This is a genomic window from Labrenzia sp. PO1, assembly GCF_012273635.1.
Taxonomy (GTDB): domain Bacteria; phylum Pseudomonadota; class Alphaproteobacteria; order Rhizobiales; family Stappiaceae; genus Roseibium; species Roseibium algicola.
In genome coordinates this window covers 116764-140962 of the sequence record NZ_JAAXCR010000006.1, presented here as the reverse complement: position 1 = coordinate 140962, position 24199 = coordinate 116764, and the positions used below count along the sequence as shown (strand labels likewise).

21 protein-coding genes are annotated in these 24199 nt (G+C 60.1%); 15 read left to right on the top strand and 6 right to left on the bottom strand.

Annotation, left to right across the window (positions count from 1 at the left end; genetic code table 11):
- Positions 1-3: 3 nt before the first annotated feature.
- Both HCG46_RS25905 and HCG46_RS25900 read left to right on the top strand, forming a co-directional pair.
- Positions 4-2154, top strand: coding sequence for an indolepyruvate ferredoxin oxidoreductase subunit alpha (locus HCG46_RS25905; RefSeq protein ID WP_168687876.1), 2151 nt, complete (start codon positions 4-6; stop codon positions 2152-2154).
- Complete coding sequence (locus HCG46_RS25900; RefSeq protein WP_168687875.1) at positions 2154-3704, top strand: indolepyruvate oxidoreductase subunit beta family protein; 1551 nt, start codon at positions 2154-2156, stop codon at positions 3702-3704. The genes HCG46_RS25905 and HCG46_RS25900 overlap by 1 nt, the downstream gene beginning before the upstream one ends.
- A 355-nt stretch (positions 3705-4059) precedes the next feature.
- Here HCG46_RS25900 and HCG46_RS25895 read toward each other — a convergent pair whose 3' ends face one another.
- Positions 4060-5193, bottom strand: coding sequence for an aminotransferase class V-fold PLP-dependent enzyme (locus HCG46_RS25895; protein WP_168687874.1), 1134 nt, complete (start codon positions 5191-5193; stop codon positions 4060-4062).
- A 243-nt stretch (positions 5194-5436) separates the two neighbouring features.
- On the opposite strand from HCG46_RS25895, the gene HCG46_RS25890 reads away from it, so the two are divergent.
- The 7 genes from HCG46_RS25890 (at position 5437) to HCG46_RS25860 (ending at position 11884) form a co-directional block, all read left to right on the top strand.
- Positions 5437-6144, top strand: coding sequence for a GntR family transcriptional regulator (locus tag HCG46_RS25890; protein WP_209009632.1), 708 nt, complete (start codon positions 5437-5439; stop codon positions 6142-6144).
- Between the two features lie 30 nt (positions 6145-6174).
- Entirely contained in the window at positions 6175-7263 is a 1089-nt protein-coding gene (locus HCG46_RS25885) for a cupin domain-containing protein (RefSeq protein WP_022997702.1), read from the top strand.
- 74 nt (positions 7264-7337) lie between these two features.
- Positions 7338-8540: an ABC transporter substrate-binding protein gene (locus tag HCG46_RS25880; protein WP_022997701.1), complete on the top strand. Its 1203-nt coding sequence runs from the start codon at positions 7338-7340 to the stop codon at positions 8538-8540.
- Positions 8541-8557: 17 nt separating this feature from the next.
- Positions 8558-9331, top strand: a complete 774-nt coding sequence (locus tag HCG46_RS25875; RefSeq protein ID WP_022997700.1) for an ABC transporter ATP-binding protein — start codon at positions 8558-8560, stop codon at positions 9329-9331.
- Complete coding sequence (locus tag HCG46_RS25870; protein ID WP_022997699.1) at positions 9328-10047, top strand: ABC transporter ATP-binding protein; 720 nt, start codon at positions 9328-9330, stop codon at positions 10045-10047. The genes HCG46_RS25875 and HCG46_RS25870 overlap by 4 nt, the downstream gene beginning before the upstream one ends.
- On the top strand, positions 10044-10934 hold the full coding sequence (locus HCG46_RS25865) for a branched-chain amino acid ABC transporter permease (protein WP_022997698.1): 891 nt from the start codon (positions 10044-10046) through the stop codon (positions 10932-10934). The genes HCG46_RS25870 and HCG46_RS25865 overlap by 4 nt, the downstream gene beginning before the upstream one ends.
- Entirely contained in the window at positions 10934-11884 is a 951-nt protein-coding gene (locus HCG46_RS25860; protein ID WP_022997697.1) for a branched-chain amino acid ABC transporter permease, read from the top strand. Before HCG46_RS25865 ends, HCG46_RS25860 begins: the two co-directional genes overlap by 1 nt.
- A 16-nt stretch (positions 11885-11900) precedes the next feature.
- On the opposite strand, the gene HCG46_RS25855 is transcribed toward HCG46_RS25860, so the two are convergent.
- Entirely contained in the window at positions 11901-12359 is a 459-nt protein-coding gene (locus HCG46_RS25855; protein WP_055659083.1) for an Lrp/AsnC family transcriptional regulator, read from the bottom strand.
- A gap of 113 nt (positions 12360-12472) precedes the next feature.
- Here HCG46_RS25855 and HCG46_RS25850 point away from each other — a divergent pair, with 113 nt between their 5' ends.
- The gene (locus HCG46_RS25850) at positions 12473-13675 is read left to right on the top strand and encodes a methionine gamma-lyase (RefSeq protein ID WP_168687872.1); all 1203 of its coding nucleotides are present in this window, start codon (positions 12473-12475) and stop codon (positions 13673-13675) included.
- A gap of 112 nt (positions 13676-13787) precedes the next feature.
- On the opposite strand, the gene HCG46_RS25845 is transcribed toward HCG46_RS25850, so the two are convergent.
- The gene (locus HCG46_RS25845) at positions 13788-14270 is read right to left on the bottom strand and encodes an Lrp/AsnC family transcriptional regulator (RefSeq protein ID WP_022997694.1); all 483 of its coding nucleotides are present in this window, start codon (positions 14268-14270) and stop codon (positions 13788-13790) included.
- Between the two features lie 110 nt (positions 14271-14380).
- Between HCG46_RS25845 and HCG46_RS25840 the strand changes: the two genes are divergently transcribed.
- Positions 14381-16738: a 1-deoxy-D-xylulose-5-phosphate synthase N-terminal domain-containing protein gene (locus HCG46_RS25840; protein WP_168687871.1), complete on the top strand. Its 2358-nt coding sequence runs from the start codon at positions 14381-14383 to the stop codon at positions 16736-16738.
- Between the two features lie 50 nt (positions 16739-16788).
- On the opposite strand, the gene HCG46_RS25835 is transcribed toward HCG46_RS25840, so the two are convergent.
- The 3 genes from HCG46_RS25835 to HCG46_RS25825 form a co-directional block, all read right to left on the bottom strand.
- Entirely contained in the window at positions 16789-17220 is a 432-nt protein-coding gene (locus tag HCG46_RS25835) for an RbsD/FucU domain-containing protein (protein WP_168687870.1), read from the bottom strand.
- Complete coding sequence (locus HCG46_RS25830) at positions 17210-18262, bottom strand: aldo/keto reductase (RefSeq protein WP_168687869.1); 1053 nt, start codon at positions 18260-18262, stop codon at positions 17210-17212. The genes HCG46_RS25835 and HCG46_RS25830 overlap by 11 nt, the downstream gene beginning before the upstream one ends.
- A gap of 81 nt (positions 18263-18343) precedes the next feature.
- On the bottom strand, positions 18344-19057 hold the full coding sequence (locus tag HCG46_RS25825; protein WP_022997690.1) for a GntR family transcriptional regulator: 714 nt from the start codon (positions 19055-19057) through the stop codon (positions 18344-18346).
- A 205-nt stretch (positions 19058-19262) separates the two neighbouring features.
- Here HCG46_RS25825 and HCG46_RS25820 point away from each other — a divergent pair, with 205 nt between their 5' ends.
- From HCG46_RS25820 to HCG46_RS25805, 4 genes are read left to right on the top strand one after another with little or no spacing between them, the layout of a single operon-like run.
- Positions 19263-20789 (top strand): altronate dehydratase family protein, encoded by a 1527-nt coding sequence (locus tag HCG46_RS25820; protein WP_152507088.1) that lies wholly within the window; start codon positions 19263-19265, stop codon positions 20787-20789.
- 45 nt (positions 20790-20834) lie between these two features.
- Positions 20835-21590, top strand: a complete 756-nt coding sequence (locus HCG46_RS25815; protein ID WP_353621842.1) for an SDR family oxidoreductase — start codon at positions 20835-20837, stop codon at positions 21588-21590.
- 36 nt (positions 21591-21626) lie between these two features.
- Positions 21627-23153, top strand: a complete 1527-nt coding sequence (locus HCG46_RS25810) for a sugar ABC transporter ATP-binding protein (RefSeq protein ID WP_062489288.1) — start codon at positions 21627-21629, stop codon at positions 23151-23153.
- Positions 23150-24154, top strand: a complete 1005-nt coding sequence (locus HCG46_RS25805) for an ABC transporter permease (protein ID WP_006931376.1) — start codon at positions 23150-23152, stop codon at positions 24152-24154. Before HCG46_RS25810 ends, HCG46_RS25805 begins: the two co-directional genes overlap by 4 nt.
- Positions 24155-24199 lie beyond the last annotated feature (45 nt).

Sequence of the window (24199 nt, the reverse complement as noted above, 5' to 3'; positions counted from 1 at the left end):
CCGATGGCCGAAAGGTCGTTCAAGGCTGAGGTAGAGCATCTTCGCAAGGGAACAGGAGACACCTTCACGGGTGAAGGTATTCTGGCCATCACCAAGGCACTCCTGGAAAACGGTGTCGGCTATGTCGGCGGCTATCAGGGGGCGCCGATCTCCCATCTGATGGATGTGCTGGCCGATGCGGAGGATCTTCTGGGTGAACTCGGCATCCGTTTCGAGGCCAATGCCTCGGAAGCCGCTGCCGCCGCCATGCTGGCTGCCTCCGTGCATTATCCCATTCGTGGTGCCGTCACCTTCAAGGGCTCTGTCGGCGTCAATGTCGCATCCGATGCACTCGCCAATCTGGCCTCGTCCGGCGTCAACGGCGGTGCGCTTGTCATCGTCGGCGAAGATTACGGCGAAGGCAGCTCCATCATGCAGGAGCGTTCCTACGCCTTTGCCATGAAATCCCAGTTCTGGCTGCTCGACCCGCGCCCGAACCTGGCATCCATCGTCAAATCCGTTGGCGACGGCTTTGCCCTGTCGGAAGCCAGCAATTCGCCGGTCATGCTGATGGTGCGCATCCGCTCCTGCCATGTCACTGGCCGGTTCGAAACCCGGGACAACGTTCCGCCGCCGCTGTCCGTGCGCGACGCGCTCTCCAGTCCGATGCGCGATTTCAAGCGCGTTGTCCTGCCGCCGATGTCCTATGCGCATGAGCATGACAAGATCGACAACCGCTGGCCTGCCGCTGAAAAGTTCATTCGGGAAAATCGTTTGAACGAGCATTTCGGCCCGGAAGAGGGCAAGGTCGGGATCGTCTGTCTCGGCGGCATCTACAACAGTGTCATCCGGGCGCTGCAACGCTTAGGACTTGCCGATATCAGCGGGAACACATCCATCCCGCTTCATGTGCTCAACGTCACCTATCCTCTGGTGAAATCCGAACTGCTTGAATTCTGCGCCGGCAAGGAAGCCGTGCTGATGGTCGAGGAAGGCCAGCCGGAGTTTATCGAGCAGCAGCTCGGGGCGATGCTCTACAAGGAAGGCCGGACGACGAAGCTGGAAGGCAAGGGTATTTTCCCGCGTGCGGGTGAATACACCGGCCAGATCATGCTCGACGGTCTGGATACCTTCGTTCGCCAGTACGCGCCCGAGCTTCTGCCGGGCAAGGTGCTGGCACCAAACGCGCCCAAGCCGGAACTGCCGGATCTTTCCAAGACCGTGCCGATCCGTCCGCCGGGTTTTTGCACCGGGTGTCCGGAACGTCCGATCTTTGCCTCGTTGAAGATGGTGGAGCAGGAAGTTGGCCAGCATCAGATCACCGGTGATATCGGCTGCCATTTGTTTGCCTGCCTGCCGCCCTTCGAAATTGGCGGCTCCACCATGGGCTACGGCCTTGGGCCGGCCTCGAACGCGGCCTTTGACGGTGGCGGCGAGAGGCGCGCAATTTCGATCATCGGCGATGGCGGCTTCTGGCATAACGGCCTCAGCACTTCCATCGGCAACATGGTGTTCAACAAGTCCGACAGCGTCGCGATCATCGTCGACAACTATTATTCGGCGGCAACCGGGGGACAGGACATTCCCTCCAGCCGGGCGAAGAACAAGACCAAGTCGACAAACAACCCGATCACCAAGGCGTTGCAAGGAGCGGGGGTCAAGTGGATCCGGCAGATCGACCGGACCTATGATGTCACCCGGATGCGCGAAACCATTCGCGAGGCACTGACCACCGAATATAATGGTCCGAAGGTGATCGTCGCGTCCTCCGAATGCATGCTCAACCGCCAGCGCCGGGAAAAGCCCCAGCGCAACAAGGCGATTGCAGGCGGCGAGCGGGTCGAGGTGCCGCGGTTCGGCGTCGATCAGGACGTCTGCACTGGCGATCACGCCTGCATCCGTCTGTCCGGGTGTCCGTCGCTTTCACTGAAGAAACTCGATGACCCGCTGCGGGATGATCCTGTCGCACATATCGACCAGTCCTGCGTGGGCTGTGGCAACTGCGGCGAAGTCGCCGACGCCGCCATCCTGTGTCCGTCCTTCTATGAAGCGAAAGTGGTTCACAACCCGACAGGCTTTGAAGCCTGGTATGCGGGGCTTCGCACAAGGATCATTTCCTGGCTGCAGACGCGGCGGGCCGGCTCCCGTCTGACCTTTACCGGGGAGGGCGTGTGATGTCGCTTTCATTGCCACTGGAAGCCAGACCGGCAGATCCGGCGCTCGAAGGGATCATCAAACTCGCCATCCTGGCCGTTGGCGGTCAGGGCGGCGGCGTTCTGACCAACTGGATCGAGGGCCTGGCCAGGTCACAAGGCTATCATTGCCAGGCAACGAGCGTGGCCGGTGTCGCCCAGAGAACCGGTGCGACCATCTACTACATGGAGATGGCGCCGGGCGATGTCGCGGCCCCCGTCTTTTCGCTCGCACCATCTGCTGGCGATGTCGACATTATCATTGCCGCGGAAATGATGGAGGCCGGGCGTGCGATCATTCGCGGTTTCGTGACCCCCGATCGCACCACGCTGATCGCTTCGACTCACCGCATGCTTGCGGTCTCCGAGAAAACCGTGCCGGGCGACGGCATGGCGTCCTCGGAGGAGGTAAAAGCGGCAGCTGAACTGGCAGCACAGAAGCTTGTTCTGGCTGATATGGATACGGCTGCCCTGAAAGTCGGATCCGTGATTTCCGCTTCGCTTTTTGGCGCACTGGCTGGCTCCGGTGCTTTGCCCTTCGAACGGGCGGCTTTTGAAGAGGCCATTCGCGCTGGCGGCAAGGGCGTTGAGGCAAGCCTCAGGGCTTTCGCCGCAGGTTACGATCTGGCGAAAAATGGCGAAGAGCCGAAGGTTGAAGCCGCAAAACCGGCCAGGCAGGAAATTGTCAGACCGGCCGGGCCGGATATGGCGCAGAAGGCCTGGGCATCTCTGGAAGCAAAGGTCGCGGCTCTGCCGGAGCCTGTTCGCGAGATGGCACGGGCGGGGCTGCAGAAAGTCGTCGATTTCCAGGATACCGACTATGGGGCGGAGTATCTCGGCAGGCTGGAAAGTCTCGTCAGCCGGGATAGCGCGGAGAAGGATTACGAGCTCTCCCGCGAGGCTGCCAAGTACATCGCCAATGCGATGGCCTATGACGATGTCATTCGGGTTGCTGACCTGAAGACGCGGTCGCAGCGTTTCGACCGGATTGAAACGGAAATGCAGGTGAAGGACGGCAAGCTGATGCACCTGACCGACTATCTTCACCCGCGTGCGGAAGAAATCGTCGGTTTGCTGCCGGAAAAGATGGGCCGGAAGATGGAGAACGATCCGGTCTGGATGAACCGCATCGACCGCTGGTTCAATCGTGGCCGCCGCATCCGCACCGATAGCCTGCGCGGCTTTGCAATGCTCTATTTCCTTGGTGGTTTGCGCGGCTGGCGCCGCAAGACCTTGCGCCACCGGATGGAGCAGGATCATCTGGAAAGCTGGCTGAAGATGGTCTCCGGTTACCTGCCGGACCGCTATGCCATGGCCGTGGAAACCCTGCGCTGCCGCAGGCTTATCAAGGGCTATTCCGACACCCATGCACGCGGCCTGTCGAAATTCGACAAGGTGCTGGCCGGCGCAAGGATGGTGGAAAACCGGAACGATGGTCCTGAATGGGTTGCCCGCCTGCGCGAAGCTGCCCTCAAGGATGAAAAGGGCACGGATCTCGACGGGGCGCTGAAGACGGTTGAGAGCTTCGCTTGAAGGAAGGGTGTCCCGGAACTCAATGAAGGGACATACCCCTCGATTATCCCCCTGGCGAGCATAGCGGGTCCCGGGGGGACCCATTTCCAGATTAACTGGGCTTCAAGACCGGTTCTCGTGAGATTGATGACGAAGCAGGCGGGGCGATACTTCGGGCGTTTTAGGGTCGGGCGGAGTTTGCAGCCCATCCTTCGAGACAGCGTTCCGCACTTTCTCAGGATGAGGCGGGAACGAGTTCGAGTTCAGAGGAACGACTTTCCGGGCTGCTACACCGACACCCACATCCTGAGGAGGCCGTCAGGCCGTCTCGAAGGATGGGCCGCTTGTGCTGGCTCCGGCGAAACGGCCTCCCGGCTCATCCTGCCAGTGCCTTCGCCAGTTCCACCACGACTTCGCGTGTGGCGTCTTCGCTCGTCTGGATGCCGGGGGAGAGCCGGAGGGTTGCGCCGCGGGTATCTGCGGAAAATCCGGCACCACGCAGATGGGTCAGCACCTGCACGGCTTGTTCTGGCGAAGCAAGTCCGAACATGAGACTGCCGCCACGATCTTCTTCTGATCTCGGTGTGAGCAGCTTCAGGCCAAGGTCATCCGCGCCATCGATCAGGATGCCGCAAAGGTGCCGGTTGCTGCGCAGGATGGACTCCCTGTCGGCGCTGGCATGCCACTTGAGGGCGGGCACAGAGGCGGCCGCAGGCATGATCGACGGCGTGCCGTTGTCGAAGCGGCGGATGTCAGAGGCATATTCGAAGGCGTCGATGTCCCAGTTGAACGGGTTGTCCTGGCTGAACCAGCCGCACAGCTCCGGCCTGCAATCCCGGATCAGGTCCGGGTGGACATACAAGATACCGGCTCCAGGCGTGCCACACATCCATTTCAGACTGGTCGAGACCACAAAATCCACGTTCGGCGCCTCAACCGAATAGGGCAGGAGTCCTGCGGCCTGAGTGATGTCCACACCGATGATGCTGCCCATCGAGCGGCCATGGTCAACGAGGGTTTCCAGATCCGAGCGTCTTGAGGTTGTGGAGCTGACCCAGGTGATCAGGCACAGCGCGACATCGCGATCCCACTCGGCGATCATGTCTTCGTCAGCGACGAAATTTGCACCCTGACGGGCCCGCACGGTTACCAGCTCGAAGCCGAGCCGTTCCTGCAGGCGGGTGAGAAGAAAGTGGTTGGAAGGGAAACAGTCTGCGGCCACCAGCACCTTGCGGCCACGCAGCAGGCCGTCCGGCAGCGCCCGCATGACCATGTCGACGCCCTGGGTCACGTTCTCGCAGGTCGTGGCGGACCCGGCGGGTGCATCGATGATCGCGCGCCAGTAATCGATGAACTCTCCGCGCTTGCCGAGCAGATAGGGCCACTGCTGATCGTTCGGAGCACTCCAGACGGCAGCCAGCTCCGCCATCGCGGCGCTCAATCCGGCTTCCTTGCCGGGATACTGGCCGATGGAATGATAGAGGAAGTAGCCGTCTTCCCTGGTCGTCATGCGGTCCCCCGAAATGTCGTTTCCTTCAGTCAATCGGGGTGCTGAAACAGAACCGTTTCCGTCTCAAACACGCTATTGACCGTCACCGGAATATTCGTATACAGTTTTTGAGATAGTTCAAGCTTAAAGGACTTTTCAAATGCCTGAAAATGGGTTGAATAGGCTGAGTGTCTGTTTAGGCTTGAATTGTTCTGTATACGGATTTGCCGTGGTGACGCGGTTCGTGACAAGGGAGGCTTGCCGGTGACAGCAGGAAAATCAACCGCCTCCACATCGGGTGCACAAAGCACCAGCGGACAGATCCACGACCTGCTCATGGGGCGTATCCAGCGTGGAGAGCTTGGTCAGGATATCCGCCTTGTCGACACCGCCGTGGCGGCCGAATTCGGCGTTTCCCGCATGCCGGCCCGTGATGCCCTGATGCGTCTTGCCCATGAAGGCTATCTGGAACCGACAACGCGGGGCTTTGTGCTGCCGCGTCTCGACCACCGGGAAATTCTGGAAATTTTCGATCTGCGACGTCTTCTTGAGCCGCGGGCAGCCGCCATGGCAGCGCTCAGCCTGTCGGAAGACGAGTTGAAGGGACTGGACGACATCCTCAAGGATGCGGGTTCGGCTATGGCGGCGGGGGATACCGAGCATTTGCATCGGGCCTGCGAGATTTTCCGCAACAGCTGGATTGCCGCCGTGCCGAATGTTTCGTTGCGCAAGGCGCTGCAGCGCTACATGACCCAGGTGCAGGCCGTTCGCCTGATGACCTTTGCCCATCAGGCGAACCATCCGTTGATCGTTGCCGGTAACACCCAGCTTTATCAGGCTTTCTGCCGCCGGGACGCGGTTGCCGCAAGCGACCGGATCCTGCGGTTCGTTTTTGAAGGGGAGGCGGCCTACCTCGCAGCACATGAGGATGCCGGCAATCTGAACACAACATCCTCTGCACAGGCAGGCTGAAGCGGGGGTAAAGGGAGCGATGGACAGGACATGACGGAAACCCGCGCGGAAGTCAGACTACCGACCCAGGACCTTGCCAAGGACCTGCCGTTCTTCACCAAGAAGCTGAACATGCGGCTGGACATGATCTATCCGGCCGACAGCCCGGAAATTGCGGTGTTCTCCGGTCACGGCTTGCGCGTGCGGGTAGAAAAGGGTGCAAGCGAAGCACCAGGCACGCTGCGAATTCTGACGGAAAATCCGGATGAATTTGCAGATGGTGAGCGCCTGCTGGTCTCCCCGAGCGGGACACGTGTCGAAATCGACGAACTCAATCCACCGCTGGTGATGCCTGAAACCGAGCACGCCTTCGTGGTGCGCCGTCTGGCAGACCAGGCCCCATGGGTGATCGGCCGGGCGGGCATGTCCTATCGGGATCTTGTGCCGACACGGCTCGGCGGCGCCATGATCGCCTCGCATATCCGGGTTCCGGACGGACCGGTTCCGGACATGGTTCACTTCCACAAGGTCGGGTTTCAGCTGATCTTTTGTGTCCACGGGTGGGTCGATGTTCTTTATGAAGATCAGGGCGGCATGCGCCGTCTGAGGGCTGGTGACTGTTTCATCCAGCCGCCGGAAATCCGTCACCGCGTGATGCACGCAGCCGAAGGAATCGAGGTGATCGAGATCGGCGTCCCAGCCGAGCACATTACCGAGATCGACCACGAGATGACCCTGCCGACGCCCCATGAGCGGCCGGATCGGGAGTGGCAAGGACAGAAATTCGTGCACAGCCTGGCACAGGACGGCGTTTTTGAACCGTTCCGCATTCCGGGTTTTGAGGCACGCGACACCACCATCTGTGACAACACCCGAGGCGTGGCATCTGTTATGGTGGCTCGTCCGGTCGGGGAGGCCTCTCCCTGGACGCGTCATGACTGCGATATTCTATTCAACTTTGTGCTGGCAGGCGAAATGACCCTGGAGGGCGAAGGCAAAGATCCTTACCGCCTGTCTGCCGGAGACGCCTTCGTGATCCCGCCGAACATGGCGACGCGATACGCGGAAGCAACTGCCGACCTGGAACTGCTGGAAGTCAGCCTGCCGGGCCGGTTCGAAACGGAGGTCCTGCGCGACTGAAAAGACAAAGCCTGTCGAGGAGGAAAGAACAGGCTGTGCAGGAGTTCAAGGTCAAGCCATGAGGGGATGACAGCATGAGAAAATTGACGACAATTGTGGCCGCAGCAGCGTTGCTGGGCACGGGCACCGCCGCACTGGCGGACGACACCAAGATCGGTATCCTGATGGACATCACTGGGCCGATCGCCAATTTCATTCCGCCGCTTCAAAATGCAGCCGATCTCGCGGTCAAGCAGGTGAACGAGCAGGGCGGTCTGCTGGGTGGCACGGCAGTTGCCGTCTACGGTGACACCACCGGCACCGCCCAGGGCGCGGTCGACGCTGCCCAGAAGCTGGTGAACGTGGAAAACGTGCCGATCATCATGGGTTCGCTCATGTCTGGCACCACCATTGCCGCTGCAGAAGCTGCAATCATTCCGGCGGGCGTGCCGCAAATCTCGCCGACCGCGACCTCTCCGGCGATGACCTTCCTGGAAGACAATGGACTGGTGTTCCGCATTGTGCCTTCAGACAACTATCAGGGTGAGATCCTCGCCAAGATGGTGATGGACGAAGGCATCAAGAAAGTCGCGCTCACCTTCGTCAACAATGACTATGGCGTCGGTATCGGCGAAACATTCATCGATGCCTACACTGAAGCCGGTGGTGAAATCGTCGCCGAGGCGAAGCACGAAGAAAAGAAGGATTCCTACCGTTCGGAACTTGCAAGCCTGGCAAAGGGGGATGCCGAGGCGCTGGTTGTGATCGCCTATGCCGGCGACAGCGGCGGCAAGATCGTCCGTCAGGCCATTGAAGGTGGCCTCTTCACCAAATTCATCGGCACGGATGGTCTTCGTGACGAACTGCTGATCCAGAACGTTGGCGCAGATGCCCTGAAGACCTCGTTCTTCTCCTCACCGACGTCTCCGGCTGAAAACCCGGCCCAGCAGTCTCTGCATGATGCCTTCAACGCCGAATTTGGCGAAGGTGCCGACAAGGCTTTTGTCGACCAGACCTATGACGCAACTTTCCTGGCACTGCTGGCTGTTGAAAAGGCCGGTTCGACTGACCGCGCAAAGATTGCCGAAGCTCTGAAGGAAGTTGCGATGGCTCCGGGCGAGAAAGTCGGCCCGGGTGAATGGGCAAAGGCGATTGCGCTGATCAAGGAAGGCAAGGACATCGATTACGACGGTGCCAGCGGCTCTGCGGAGTTCGATGAAAACGGCGATGTCGGTGGCTACATCGGCAAGTTCGTCGTGGACGGCGACGGCTACAAGCAAGTCGAAATTGTTGAATAAGCCGATAAGGCGACAGCGTGATTGAGCTGGACAAAATCTGCGTCGATTTTGGTGGTTTGCGGGCTATTGACCATGCAAGCTTCAAGATCGGCGCAGGCCGCATCACCGGCCTGATCGGGCCGAACGGTGCGGGAAAAACAACCGCCTTCAACGTCATTGCAGGTGCAATCCGGCCCAGTGCCGGCCGGGTGCTTCTGGACGGGAAGGACATAACTGCGCTCAAACCCCATCAACGGGCCAAGGCAGGCCTCGCACGCACCTTCCAGATACCTCACGAATTCGGGCATCTCTCGGTTCTCGAAAACCTGATGGCGTCTGCCTCGGCGCCGGAAGGCGAGAATGTCTTCAACGTGATCTTCCGCCGCGGCCACTACCAGGCCGAGGAGCAGGAAATCTATGAGACCGCGCGGGACACTGTCCGCCTGCTTGAACTGGACCATGTCATCGACGAGAAGGCAGGCAATCTTTCCGGTGGTCAGAAGAAGCTGGTCGAACTCGGCCGCGCCCTGATGCGCAACCCGAAGATCATCCTGCTGGACGAGATCGGTGCCGGCATCAACCGCACGCTTCTGTCCAAGCTGGCGGACAAGATCCTGATGCTGAACCGGGAGCGGGGCCTGACCTTCTGTCTCATCGAGCATGACCTCGATTACGTTTCCAAGCTGTGCGATCACGTGCTGGTCATGGCGCAGGGCACGCTGCTGACAGAAGGTTCGGTCGAAGACGTGCGTAACGACGAACGTGTGATCGAAGCCTATTTCGGCGGCGGAAAATACGAGGCGCAGCTATGACCGAGCGACTTTCCGTCACAAACGTCAGCGCCGGCTATGGCGGTCCGCCCATCATCGAAGAGGTCTCACTGACCGTTGAGCCTGGCGAGATCGCGGTCATTCTCGGACCGAACGGCGCCGGCAAGTCGACCTTGCTTAAAACCATCTTCGCACTGACCACCGTCTCCGCCGGGTCGATCAAACTTGGCGCGAAGGAACTGGCGGGCTGCAAGACGTCCGCTCTTGTTCCGCTCGGTGTTTCGGCAGTGCCTCAGACGAAAAACGTCTTTGCGACCATGTCCGTAGACGAGAACCTTGATGTCGGAACCTATGCAGCTCCACCAAAGGATAAAGCGGCGACGCGCGAACGTGTGCTCTCCCTGTTTCCCGACCTGCGGGACAAGCTGAAGCAGCCTGCTGGCGAGCTTTCGGGTGGACAGCGGCAGATGGTTGCCATGGGCCGCGCCTTGATGAGCGACCCGAAGCTGGTGCTGCTGGACGAGCCGACAGCCGGTCTGTCGCCTGCCTATCTGGAGCGGATCTTCGATCTGCTTCTCGACATCCGCAAAACCGGGATCACGATATTGATGGTGGAACAGAATGCCCGCCAGGCTCTGCAGATTGCCGATCACGGCCATATCCTGGTGAACGGACGAAACTATGCCAGCGGAACCGGCAAGGAGCTGCTGGCGGATGAAGACGTGCGTCGCCTCTTCCTCGGGGGAGCGGCTGCATGATCGAGTTCGTGAATTTCTATCTGTTCCCGGCGCTGGCCATCGGCAGCATCTACGCGCTTGGCGCTGTCGGGATTTCCATGATCTTCGGCATCCTGCGCTTTGCCCATTTTGCACACGGCGATCTCATGACCCTGGGCACTTACGGTGTGCTGGCCATGGCTGCCATCGTCCCGGTCAATCCGCTTCTGCTGATCCCCTTCGGCATGGCACTCACGATTGTCTCGGCACTGCTGGTCGACCGCTATTTCTACAAGCCACTGCGCGAGCTGCCGACCATTTACACGGTGATCTCGTCCTTCGGCATTGCGCTGGTCTTCCGTTCGATCGTTCAGTTGGTCTGGGGTTCTCAAAACCAGGTGTTTTCGACAGGCGTTAAACCGCCGCTGGTCCTGTTCGATACCTTTCGGGTGTCGGTGCTGCATCTGCAGGCGGTGATCTCGACAGCGATCATTGCCGTGCTTCTGCACTACTTCCTGACCGTCACAAGAACCGGCCGGTCCATGCGGGCAGTTGCCGACGATCCGGAACTGGCCGAAGTTTCCGGTCTGGATACCGCCAAGGTCATTCGCTGGACGTGGATCATCGGCGCGGCTCTGGCGGCGATCGCCGGAACCTTTGCCGCTTTGAACACCAGTGCTCACCCCAATCTGGGCTGGAACCTGCTGATGCCTATGTTTGCCGCCGCCATTCTGGGTGGGATCGGCAAGCCGATGGGGGCCATGGCAGGTGGTTTCATCATCGGCCTGGCCGAGGAACTTTCTTCCTATCACTGGATCGGTGACGATGCGCTCATCTCCCCGTCCTACAAAACGGCGGTTGCCTTCGTCCTGATGATCGGCCTGCTCATCTTCCGGCCCCAGGGCCTCTTCAAGGGGAGGTTGCTCTGATGGAACTCACCGGTCTCTTTTTCTATGCGGTCAGTCTTCTGATCCTGGGCGGTATCTACGCAATCCTGTGCCTTGCCCTGAATGTACAATGGGGCATGGGTGGCCTCTTCAATGCCGGTATCGCCGGATTCTACGGTGTTGGAGCCTATACCTCGGCGATCCTGACAACCGCGGCCTCGTCCAAGCATCTCGGGGGCTTTGGCCTGCCTGTGCCGATTGGATTGATCGGGGCTGCGATACTCGCCGGGCTTGCCGGCTGGGCGGTGGCCAAGATCTGCGTACGTCTCAAGAGCGACTATCTGGCGATGGCCTCCATCGGGATCGCCGAGATCCTGCGGCTCGTTATCGTCAACGAAAGCTGGCTCACCAACGGCAGTCTGGGCCTGTCCCGCATTCCAAGGCCTTTGGCGGACCTCACCACTGGGCGCATGGGGGACATTGTGTTTCTCGGCTTTGTCTGGTTCGTGGTGCTGCTGGTCTATCTGGCAGCCTCGCGCCTGCACGACAGCCCGTGGGGGCGCAGCCTGCGTGCGATCCGCGACAACGAGGCTTCTGCGGCGGCCGTCGGCAAGAACGTCGAGAAATTCAGGATCCAGACCTTCGTCATCGGTTGCGCCATCATGGGGATCGCCGGTGGCCTGTCAGCTCATTATTTCCGCTTCCTGTCGCCCACGGCCACCGATCCGCTGCTGGTGACTTTCCTTGTCTGGGTGATGCTGATGGCCGGTGGTTCCGGCAACAACAGGGGGGCCATCCTTGGCGCCTTGACCATCTGGACGCTTTGGTCCGTGACGGAAATCTTCACCAACCGCCTGCCGCCGGAATGGGCGACCCGCAGTTCGTTCATCCGCATGCTGCTGGTGGGTCTGCTTCTGCAGGTGGTGCTGCAGCGTTTCCGGTCCGGACTGTTGCCGGAGAAATCGCCGCCAGTGAAATTCCGGCAGGAATAGCAACATTGCCGTCAGGTCAGGCGAGCGGTGGAAACACCGCCGTCTTCTTCACGGTGCCATAAACGAAACTGGTATCGATCGACGCAATGCCGCCGATCGGATGAATGCGGTTGCGGATGAAGGTCTCATAGGCTTCAAGATCCGACACCACCACGCGCAGCTGATAATCCATCGCGCCGGTCAGCACGTGGCATTCCAGAACCTCCTCGATGGTCTGCATCCGACTTTCGAACCGGCGCACATCCTCCTCGTTGTGTCGCTCCAACCGGATGCGGACGAAGACGGTGATCGGCAGGCCGTAGGCGGCAGCATCCACATCCACCGAAAACCCCTTGATTGCCCCGGAGGCTTCCAGGTTCCGGAGCCGGCGCAAGCAGGGCGAGGGCGACAGGTTGACCGCTTCCGCCAGGTCCTGGTTGGTCATGCGGCCATCCCGCTGCAGCGCACGGATGATCTGTCTGTCTTTCTTGTCCATTTGAAGCTCGATTGGCAGATTATGCTAATCTGAAGGCTAGCACTGACATATTTTGAAATCTATCACCCTTATGATTAGATCATATTGCTCAGGCTGAAATCAGGGAGACAGCCATGAGTGCCTACAAGGGTTTTGCCAGCCGTGCGATCCACCTCGCTTACAATCCACTTGAAAACGAGGGATCTCTGACGCCACCGCTGCATCTGACCTCCACCTTCGTATTCGAGACGGCGGAAGCCGGCGGCGAGATGTTCGCGGGCGAGCGGGCAGGGCATATCTACAGCCGCATTTCCAATCCGACGCTGGACCTTCTGGAACGCCGCATTGCGGATCTGGAAGGAGCGGAAGCCGGTCTCGCGCTTTCTTCCGGCATGGGCGCGATCACCGCGACCCTTTGGACGCTCGTAGCACCGGGGGACGAGATCATCGTCGACGAAACCCTTTACGGCTGCACCTTTGCCTATATGCGCCATGGCCTGACCAAGTTCGGCATCAAGATCACCCATGTGGACCTGACCGATCCGGAAAACCTGCGCACCGTCATTTCCGACAAGACCCGGGTTGTCTATTTCGAGACCCCGGCCAACCCGAACATGCGCCTTGTCGACATCAGCCACGTTTCGGAAATCGCCCATGAGGCCGGTGCGACGGTAATCGTCGACAACACCTATGCCACGCCTTATCTCACCCGCCCGATCGAACTTGGCGCCGACCTCGTTCTGCATTCGGCCACCAAGTATCTGGGTGGTCATGGTGACGTCGTGGCCGGTCTGGTTGCCGGACGGGCCGACCAGATCCAGGAGATCCGTCTCGTCGGAATGAAGGACATGACCGGTGCGGTGATGGCCCCGTTCAGTGCCATGCTGATCCTGCGCGGTTTGAAGACGCTTGCCCTGCGTATGGACAGGCACTGTGCGTCCGCGCAGAAAGTCGCAGAATGGCTGCAAGACCATCCGGCGGTCTCAAAGGTCTACTTCCCGGGACTTGAAAGCTTCGAACAGCACGAACTGGCGAACAGGCAGATGAGCCAGCCGGGCGGTATGATTGCCTTTGAACTGAAGGGTGGTCTGGAAGCTGGTATTTCCATGATGAATGGCCTGAAGATGATCCAGCGGGCCGTATCCCTGGGCGATGCCGAGACGCTGATCCAGCATCCTGCGTCCATGACCCATTCCACCTACACCCCGGAAGAGCGCGCCGCCCACGGCATCAGCGACGGCCTCGTGCGCCTGTCCGTCGGCCTGGAAGACCTCGACGACATCCTGGAAGATATGGCGCAGGCCATGCCGCAAGTGCCTGTTGCGGCGGCAGCCTAAACTCAGTCAACGCCCAGGTTTTTCCAAAGACCACTAGATCCTCTCCTCCTCTCAACCTCATCCTGAGGAAGCGGTGGAAGTGAGAGTCGGGGAACGTGGCGGACAGTCCAGATCACGGCGTCCGTGCGACACCGGATTTCACCCGCCGCAGTGGAATGGAACTTTCGATGTTGGCGACACCAGGCACCTTGGTCAGCTTTCCGGTCAGGAAGGTTTCGAAGGCGGCGAGCCCGGTGGTTGCCACGCGCAGGAGATAGTCCCGGTTGCCAGTCATCAGCCAGCAATCAACGACTTCCGGAAACGCCTGAATGGCGGCTTCGAACTGGTCCAGGGTGACGTCGATCTGCTTGTCGAGCTGAACGGACACGAATACCGAAACCTCGTAGCCGAGCTTCACCTCGTCGATCAGCGCGCAATATCCTGTCACGATGCCGCGGTCTTCCAGGTGCCTCAGGCGGCGGGCTGCCGGTGTCGCACTCAGGCCGATACGTTCGGAAAGATCCTGAATTGAAATTCTGCCGTTCTGGCGCAGCTCCCGCAGGATCTGGATATCAAATGTGTCGAGCGTGTCGGAAATCGCCAAGGAAGGCCTCATTCTTGGTGAAACTCTCCAAGACTTAGCCGAAAAGATTAGGAAATAGCAAGAAACCGGTTCTAGCCCGAAGCTAGAGTAACGGCAAGTACGCACTTAACGGGAACGCCTCCATGAGCACCGAACACCTGAAGACCATCGAACAGCGCCTGTTGTGGCTGTCGCACTGGATGATCCATCACGCCAACCACGTGCGTCCGAAGGTGGATGGCATCAAGATCGGCGGGCATCAGGCAAGTTCAGCTTCCATGGTTTCGATCATGACAGCGCTCTACTTCTCTGTTCTCCGGCCGGAAGACCGGGTGGCGGTCAAGCCGCATGCCTCGCCGATCTTCCATGCGATCCAGTACCTGATGGGCAATCAGGCGCGCGAAAAGATGGAAAACTTCCGCGGCTACGGCGGCGTTCAGTCCTATCCTTCGCGTACCAAGGACATCGATGATGTCGATTTCTCCACCGGTTCGGTTGGGCTCGGTGTTGCGATTACCTCCTTCGCGTCGCTGGTACAGGACTATATTGCGGCCAAAAGCTGGTCGGGCGACAAGCCGCTCGGCCGCATGATCGCTCTGGTCGGCGATGCTGAACTCGACGAAGGCAATGTGTATGAAGCCCTTCAGGAGGGCTGGAAGAACGATCTCAGGAACTGCTGGTGGATCATCGATTATAACCGCCAGTCGCTCGACGGGATCGTTCGTGAGGGGCTCTTTGATCGGGTCGAGAAAATCTTCGATGCCTTCGGCTGGCAGGTGGTCCGGGTCAAATACGGGGTCTTGCAGCGCGCGGCCTTTGCCGAACCCGGCGGCGACAAGCTGCGCCAGTGGATCGACGATTGCTCCAACCAGGATTATTCCGCGCTCACCTTCATGGGGGGAGCCGTCTGGCGCAAACGCCTGATGGACGACCTGGGTGATCAGGGCGATGTCACCGCGCTGATCGACCGCCGCTCGGATGATGAACTGGCGGATCTCATGGAAAATCTCGGCGGCAATTGCACCGAGACCATGGCGGAAGCCTTCGCCGCCATCGATCATGACAAGCCGACCTGCTTCCTTGCCTATACCATTAAGGGGTGGGGCACGCCGATTGCTGGCCACAAGGACAATCACGGCGGCCTGATGAACAAGACCCAGATGGCCGAGTGGCAGAAACACATGGGCGTTGCGGAAGGCGAGGAATGGGAGCCCTTCGCGACAGTGCCGGATGTTGGAGCGCTGAAGGCGTTTCTGGATCAGGTGCCGTTCTTTGCCAAAGGCACCCGCCGTTTCTCTGACGACAAGATCGCCGTACCTGCCATCGAGCTTGCCTCCGACCGGGATATTTCCACCCAGATGGCCTTCGGCAAGGTGCTGGATGATCTCTCCAAGGGCGACAGCAAACTGGCCGAGCGTATCGTTACGACCTCACCGGATGTCACCGGCACCACCAACCTTGGTCCCTGGGTCAACCGGCGCAAGCTTTTCGCCCGCAAGGCCATGGCGGATGCCTTCATCGAGCACAGGATTCCCTCGACTGCGAAGTGGGAGTTCACGCCGGAAGGCCAGCATATCGAACTCGGCATCGCCGAGATGAACCTGTTCCTGCTGTTGGGCGCTGCCGGTCTTTCTCATTCGCTTTTTGGCGAAAGGTTGATCCCCATCGGCACAGTCTATGATCCCTTTGTCTGCCGGGGGCTCGATGCGCTCAACTATGCCTGCTATCAGGATGCCCGCTTCATGATTGTCGGTACGCCATCCGGTGTGACCCTGTCGCCGGAAGGCGGTGCGCACCAGTCCATCGGCACACCGTTGATCGGCATGAGCCAGGACGGGCTGGCCGCTTTCGAACCCGCCTTTGCCGACGAACTGGCCGTGATCATGGAATGGGCTTTCGATTACCTGCAGCGCGACGGCGAGGGCGATCCGGACGAACGCACCTGGCTGCGCGACGAGACCGGCGGCTCCGTCTATCTGCGCCTGTCGACCAACCCGATCGAACAGCCCGTCAAACGGGCCGACGATGCCTTCCGCCAGGGCGCCATTGACGGTGCCTACTGGCTTCGCAAACCCGGCCCCAACTGCGAAGTTGTGATCGCCTATCAGGGTGTCGTTGCGCCCGAAGCCATCAAGGCGGCGGGAGAACTCGCCGGTAACCGGCGGGATGTCGGTGTTCTTGCCGTGACGTCCGCCGACCGCCTCAACGCGGGCTGGACGGCGGCGCAAAGAGCAAGGTCTCGTGGCAACGCGGCCGCCAGGTCCCATATCGAGCAACTGCTGGGCGATCTGCCCGGTCATTGCAAACTGATCACCGTGATTGACGGCCACCCGGCAACGCTCGCCTGGCTTGGCGGTGTTGCCGGCCACCAGACCATCCCGCTCGGTGTCGAACATTTCGGCCAGACCGGTACGATTGGCGATCTCTACCGCCATTTCGGTATCGACGCCGCGTCGATCATCGAGAAGGTGAATGGATTGACGCCGGGGCGGCGAGTCTAAGTGCGCCTGAAGCTAAAGGAAGGGGCTGGATGGCACGTGATGTCTGCAGGTCATGGCTCGATAATGCCCTTGGTCAGAATGATGTTGCCGTAGAGGCGGTTCTCGCCTGTCTGGACAACGGCAAAGGCATGGCTGGCCGCTTCATAAAAGGCGTGGCGTTCCAGCGTTGAAATCCTGGCCGGCTTGTCGGCGGTGTCATCAATGATGGTCTGGAACTCGGCGACAATCTCCGGCACCGCGTCCGGATCACCGACCACCTGCATCGTCCGGGCGGGGGCGGCGACGAACGTGTCGAGCGGCATAACCGACAGGATCGCCTTCAGCGTGTCTGTTGCCGATATGCCATCGAGACGAACACAATCGGGACCGGAGCTTTCCGCCGGGAAATTGGCGTCGACAATGGCGATCTCGTCGCCGTGCCCCATGGCTCTGAGGGCATAAAGCAGCGCGGGGCTCAGGATGGGGGGAAGGTTACGCAACATGGGAAGTCTCGCTCGGCAAGGGGGCATCGGGGCGGATCAGACCAGCAGACCTGAGGTCTGACCAGAGTGCGGCAGGGATATCGGTCTTCAAGAGAGCAATATTGGCTTCAACCTCGGCCGCGTTCACTGCGCCGGGGATGACGGTCTTCACACTTGGGTGTCCAAGCACGAACTGCAGCGCGGCCGCGATCAGCGGCACTGAATGGCTGCGGCAGACATCTTCGATCTTGCGCACGCGCTCAAGGATCTCCGGCGGTGCATCGGCGTAGTTGTATTTCGCACCGGGAACGGCTCCGGTTGCCAGAATGCCGGAATTATAGGGCCCGCCCAGAATGATGCCGACGTCCCGTTGCTCGCAAAGCGGCAGGAAGCTCTCAAGGGCGTCCTGTTCCAGAAGCGTGTAGCGGCCGGCAAGCAGGAAACAGTCGAAATCGGCAAGGCCGAGCAGCTTTTGGCAAACCTGCCACTCGTTTACCCCTGCGCCGATGGCCGCAACGTCCCCGGCCTCTTTCAACTCGGTAAGCGCCTTGTAGCCGCCAAGATCGAAAAGCTCGCGGACGCGGGCATCGCTGGCTTCCTGAGAGCCTTGCGAAAAGGCGCAGACGTCATGCACGAAAAGGATGTCCGCGTTGGCGACCTCCAGTCGCTGACGGCTTGCCTCGTAGCTGCGCATGACGCCGTCATAGCTGTAGTCGAAGACGATCCGCTTTTGCGGCACATCGACAAAGGCTTCCGGGGTCACCTCGTGCGGCTCGCAATCCAGCAGCAGGCGGCCGATCTTGGTGGAAAGCTGGATGTTCTCGCGGCCAAAACGCTTGATGGCAGTGGCAAAGCGCATTTCCGATCGGCCCAAGCCGTATTGCGGCGCTGTGTCAAAGTAGCGGATGCCGTTGTCATAGGCCGCCTGAAGGGCAGCCTGGGCATCTTCTTCCGAAACCTTGCGGTAGAGATTGCCGAGCGGCGCGCCGCCAAACCCCATCTCCGTCAGATCGATCAGTCTTGCGGTTCTGTCGTTCAGCCGCTGTGTTTTCAAGGCGGTCATGTGTTTCCTCTGGATGTTTCCTCAGGATCAGTTTGAACGCCGCATGATCTGCGGTCTGGTGTCGGGCCACGGGCCAGGTTTTCAGTCGAACAGGTCCGGCCTGGTCTCGGCGAGCGGTTCCAGGCGCGTGACAAGTTCGCTCAGGTGCTTTTGCATTGCCTGGCGTGCCCGTTCCGGATCGCGGTCGCGGATTGCTTCCACGATGACCCGGTGCTCGTCATAGGCCTCAAAGGCTCTGCCGCGCATGGGCAACAGCAATTGCCGTGCCCGGTTGACCTGCATCCACCCGGTGGCAGACAGGCTGTGGAGCTTCGGGTAGCCGGTGAAGGAGAAGATAAGCTCGTGCATGCGCTCGTCTTCCCGGTAGAAGCCGGTTTCGTCGTGATCTTCCAGACAAAGAGCCTGCAGACGCAAATTGCGGTTCAACTCCGTCAACTGCTCTTCGGTGCGCTCCGCCGCCACCTTGGAAACCGCCGCCAGTTCGATGGCTTCCCGCAGGAAGGCGCCCTCGCGGATTTCCGACATGGAGAATTTGGTCACGCGGGAGCCGGACTGGGGAATGACTTCGACAAGGCCTTCGCCTGCTAGCCGGGTGATCGCTTCCGTCACCGGCGAGCGGGAGACACCAAGCTGTTCGCAGATGACTTGTTTCCTGAGAAGGGTGCCCGGCGGCAGGTCCATCGCCAGGATCGACGAGCGCAGCGCCTCATAGACACGCTGTGCGAGCGAGCCGGACAGTTTGCCAATGTCGGGCAGGGTGATCTCGGGAAAATCTTGTTCGTTGGTCAGGGACATTGTCAACTCGATTGAATGCTAACATGTTAGTTGACACAGTTACTCTGTCAAGCTAATCGTGAAGAAAGACCGGCCGTGCCGACGCTCCATGGAGAGAGCTCGGAGAAGAGTGAAAAGCTGATTGATGTCAGCGGGTTGAGAAGGGTCTTGTCATCTTGAAATGACAAGGCGGACCAACCGTAGCGGCCGTAGCGGGGAGAGAGACGTGTTGCAGCCTCATGCCAATTCGATCCTTCTGAATGCCGATGACAATGTGGTCATCGCCCTTCAGGATATTGCGGCCGGCGCAAGCGTTGCCCATGTTGACTGTCCGCTATCCGGGCAGGTCATGCGTGGCCACAAGATTGCCCGCAAGCCGATCTCCGCTGGCGAAAACGTCATTCGGTACGGTCAAATCATCGGGCAGGCGAAGTCAGACATCAAGCCGGGGGAGCATGTCCATGTTCATAACCTCGGCATGGGCGATCACAGCCAGGACTATCAGCACGCCGAAGCCTCGATCCCGCTTGAGCCCGCAACGCAAGAGCGCACCTTTCTCGGCTACCGCCGGCAAACGGGGCGAGCAGGCACGCGCAATTACATCGGCATTCTGACCTCGGTGAACTGCTCGGGGTCTGTCGCAAAATTCATTGCGGAGGCTGCCGAGAAGTCCGGTCTGCTGGACGAGTTTCCGAATGTCGACGGCATCGTGCCAATCGTTCACGGAACCGGCTGCGGCATGTCCGGCAAGGACGAAGGTTACGCGACGCTGTTCCGGACGCTTTCCGGTTATGCCCAGCATCCGAATTTCGCGGCCATCCTGCTGATCGGTCTTGGCTGCGAGGTCATGCAGATTGCCGATCTCGTCGGTGACCGCAAGATCCGCCCTGATGGCGATTTGCGCTACATGACCATTCAGCAGACCGGCGGTACGCGCAAGACCATTGAAGCCGGGCTGAAAGAGTTGCGGGCGCTTGCCGAACTTGCCAACAAGGCCGAGCGCACGCCGGTGCCGATTTCCGAAATCACCGTCGGAATGCAGTGCGGCGGCTCGGACGGATATTCCGGCATCACTGCCAATCCGGCACTCGGGATTGCCTCCGATCTTCTGGTCCGTCATGGCGGTACCACGATCCTGTCCGAAACGTCGGAGATCTACGGCGCGGAGCACCTTCTGACCCGCCGGGCGGTTTCCGTCGATGTCGGCAAGAAGCTGATCGAGCGTGTGCGCTGGTGGGAAGACTACACTGCCCGCAATGGCGGCGAGATGGACAACAATCCGTCGCCCGGCAACAAGCGCGGCGGATTGACTACAATCCTGGAAAAGTCTCTTGGTGCAGCGGCCAAGGGAGGCTCTGCCCCCCTTGTGGACGTCTACAAGTTTGGCGAACCCGTCGACAAGAAGGGTTTCGTCTTCATGGACAGCCCAGGCTTCGATCCGTGTTCGGTGACAGGTCAGATCGCCTCAGGCGCCAATATAATCGTCTTCACGACGGGGCGCGGCTCCGTGTCCGGTTACATGCCGACCCCTTGCATCAAACTCGCCACCAACAGCGAGATGTATGGCCGGATGTCGGAAGACATGGACATCAATTGCGGTGACGTGATCTCCGACAATGTCAGTCTGGAAGCCAAGGGCGAGGAGATCTTCGAAATGATCATCGCCGTTGCCTCCGGAAAACAATCGAAGAGCGAGGAACTCGGCTTCGGCGGAGTGGAGTTCGTGCCGTGGCAGATCGGTGCGGTGATGTAGCCGCATCCGGCAGAACGTTGTGACGATGAGCGGACTTTCGGGAGGATTTCAGTGCGCTTGAAAGATAAAACAATATTGGTGACGGCAGCCGGGCAGGGTATCGGCCGTGCAAGCGCGATTGCCTGCGCCAGGGAAGGCGCAAAGGTCTACGCCGCGGACATCAACGAGGAAACGCTGTCGACGCTCCCGGGCGAATGCCCCGGTATCGAGATCCACAAACTGGATGTCTGTGATCGCTCAGCGGTTGACGCCCTGGCAAAAAAACTGCCGACGCTCGATGGGCTCTTCAACTGTGCGGGCTTCGTTCACAACGGCACTGTCCTCGATATCACCGAAGATGACTGGGCCTTCAGCTTCGAGCTGAACGTCACCTCCATGTACCGGATGACGCAAGCTTTCCTGCCGGGCATGCGCGAACGCGCCAAGGCAACCGGCACGGCATCGATCCTGAACATGTCGTCGATGGCATCGTCCATCAAAGGCTTTCCGATGCGCACCGCCTACGGCGCCACCAAGGCAGCCGTAATTGGCCTCACCAAGGGCGTCGCAGCGGATTTCGTCAAGGAAGGCATTCGCTGCAACGCGCTATGCCCGGGCACTGTCGATACTCCGTCCTTGCGCGGCCGCATTGCTTCAGCACCGGACCCGGTGGAAGCGGAAAAGAATTTCATCGCCCGGCAGCCCATGGGCCGTCTGGCAACCGTCGACGATATGACGCCGATGATCGTCTACCTGTTGTCCGACGAAAGCCGGTTCGTTTCCGGGCAGGCACTTCTGGTCGATGGAGGTGTCACCATCTGACGGTGGCCCCTTTGTCGCGGTTTGGGAGGATCGCGCATGACAAATCTGGTGAGGATGACGGGGATCGAAAAACGCTTCCCCGGTGTGCACGCCCTCAAGAATGTCAGCTTTGACCTGAACAGCGGCGAAGTGCATGCCCTGATGGGCGAAAACGGCGCCGGCAAGTCGACGCTGATGAAGATCTTGTCCGGAATTTACCCCAGGGACGGCGGCGAGCTGCTGGTCAACGGTCAGGCCGTGGAGATCGACGGTCCACGGGCCGCCCAGGCGCTGGGCATCGGTATCATTCATCAGGAACTCAGCCTGATGAATGATCTGACGGTCGCGCAGAACATCTTTATCGGCCGGGAACCGCGCAAGCGTTTCGGCCGTCTGGATGAGGCGGCGCTCAACGCCCGGGCGCTCGAGATCTTCAAGTCCATGAACCTGAAGATGAACCCGAAGACGATCGTCGGTGAACTCACCATCGCCCGTCAGCAGATGGTCGAGATCGCCAAGGCACTGTCCTACCGGTCACGCGTCCTCATCATGGACGAGCCGACCGCCGCCCTGAATGATGCGGAAATCGCCGAACTCTTCACCATCATCCGCCGGCTGAAGGCCGATGGCGTGGGCATCATCTACATCAGCCACAAGATGGACGAGCTGAAACAGATCGCCGACCGGGTGACGGTCATGCGTGACGGCTCCTATGTCGGCACCGTTGATGCAGCGCAGACGCCTGTTTCCAAGATCATCTCCATGATGGTGGGCCGGGAGCTGACCAGCGAGGCCATCGTGATCCCCGATCTGTCCGACGCCGAGACGGTGCTGGACATACGCGGGTTGAACAGGGGGCGCGAGATCCGCGACGTCAGCTTTTCCGTCAAGAAAGGCGAGATTCTCGGCTTTGCCGGCTTGATGGGAGCCGGGCGGACGGAAGTGGCACGGGCGATTTTCGGAGCTGATCCGCGCGACAGCGGCGAGATCCGGGTTCACGGCAAGCCCCGTTCGATATCGAAACCTTCCGATGCCGTGAAGGCGGGGATCGGATACCTTTCGGAAGATCGCAAGCATTTCGGTCTGGCCACCGGCATGGATGTTCGGACCAACGTGGCGCTGGCCAGCCTCGATCGTTTTTCCAGCCGGTTTGGCGTCCTGAATGACGATGCCATGCGCAAGACGGCGCAGGACTACATCGCCAAACTCGAAATCCGCACACCGTCCGACCGGCAGGAAGTCCGCCTGCTTTCCGGTGGCAACCAGCAGAAGGTCGTCATCGCCAAGTGGCTGTACCGGGATTGCGACATTCTGATCTTCGACGAGCCGACCCGCGGCATCGATGTCGGTGCCAAGTCGGAAATCTACAAACTGCTGAAGGCACTGGCCAACGAGGGCAGGGCGATTATCGTCATCTCCTCGGAATTGCCGGAGATCATGCGTCTCAGCCATCGCATTGCCGTCATGTGTGAAGGTCGCCTCACCGGCATCCTGCCGGGCGGTGAAGCCACCACGCAGGAAGATATCATGCATCTGGCGACGCTTCGGGCGCCATCCATGCAGCCAGAAGGATACCAGCAATGACCGCCGTCAACCCGTCCTCCTCGCCGTCGCTCGTTGCACGTCTGATCGAGACAGGGGCGCACCAGAAGCTGTTGGCCTTCGCCAGCCTGGTTCTTCTGCTGATCGGTTTCTCGATCGCTTCACCCAACTTCATGCAAACCTCCAACATGATCGCGATCCTGCAGGCGACCTCGGTCAATGGCGTATTGGCTGTTGCGGCAACCCTGGTGATCATCACCGGCGGGATCGACCTTTCCGTCGGAACCTTGATGACGTTCTGCGCGGTCATCGCAGGCGTCGTTCTGACCAATCTCGGCATGCCGCTGCCGCTCGGTGTGATTGCCGCCATCGCGACCGGTGCGCTGTGCGGCCTGTGTTCGGGCACCTTCATCGCCAAGATGAAAATCCCGCCATTCATCGCGACCCTCGGCATGATGCTGATCCTGAAAGGCCTGTCGCTGGTGATTTCCGGAACCCGGCCGATCTATTTCAACGACACGCCTGGCTTCGACCTGATTTCCCGTGGCTCGCTGATAGGCGATATTTTCCCGGCTCTGCCGATCCCGAACGGGGTTCTGATCCTGTTCCTTGTGGCCGGGGCTGCGTCCTACATTCTCGGCCGTACGGTGCTTGGCCGCTACACGTTCGCGCTGGGCTCCAACGAAGAAGCGGTTCGCCTGTCCGGCGTCAACACCGATTTCTGGAAGATGTCGGTCTACGCCCTGGCTGGCTCCATCTGCGGCATTGCCGGAATCCTGATCGCCTCGCGCCTCAACTCTGCCCAGCCGGCGCTCGGCCTGGGGTATGAGCTGGAAGCCATCGCGGCCGTCGTAATCGGTGGCACGTCGCTTTCCGGTGGGCGCGGAACGGTTCTCGGGACCCTGATCGGTGCCTTGATCATGGCCGTCCTGACCAACGGTTTGCGGGTCCTGTCCGTCGCCCAGGAGTGGCAGACGGTGGTGACCGGCGCAATCATCATCCTGGCCGTTTACGCGGACATGGTGCGCAGGCGTAAAGCCTGAGTTTCATCAACACACAAGAGGGTGGTCACACCCCGGTACCGGACC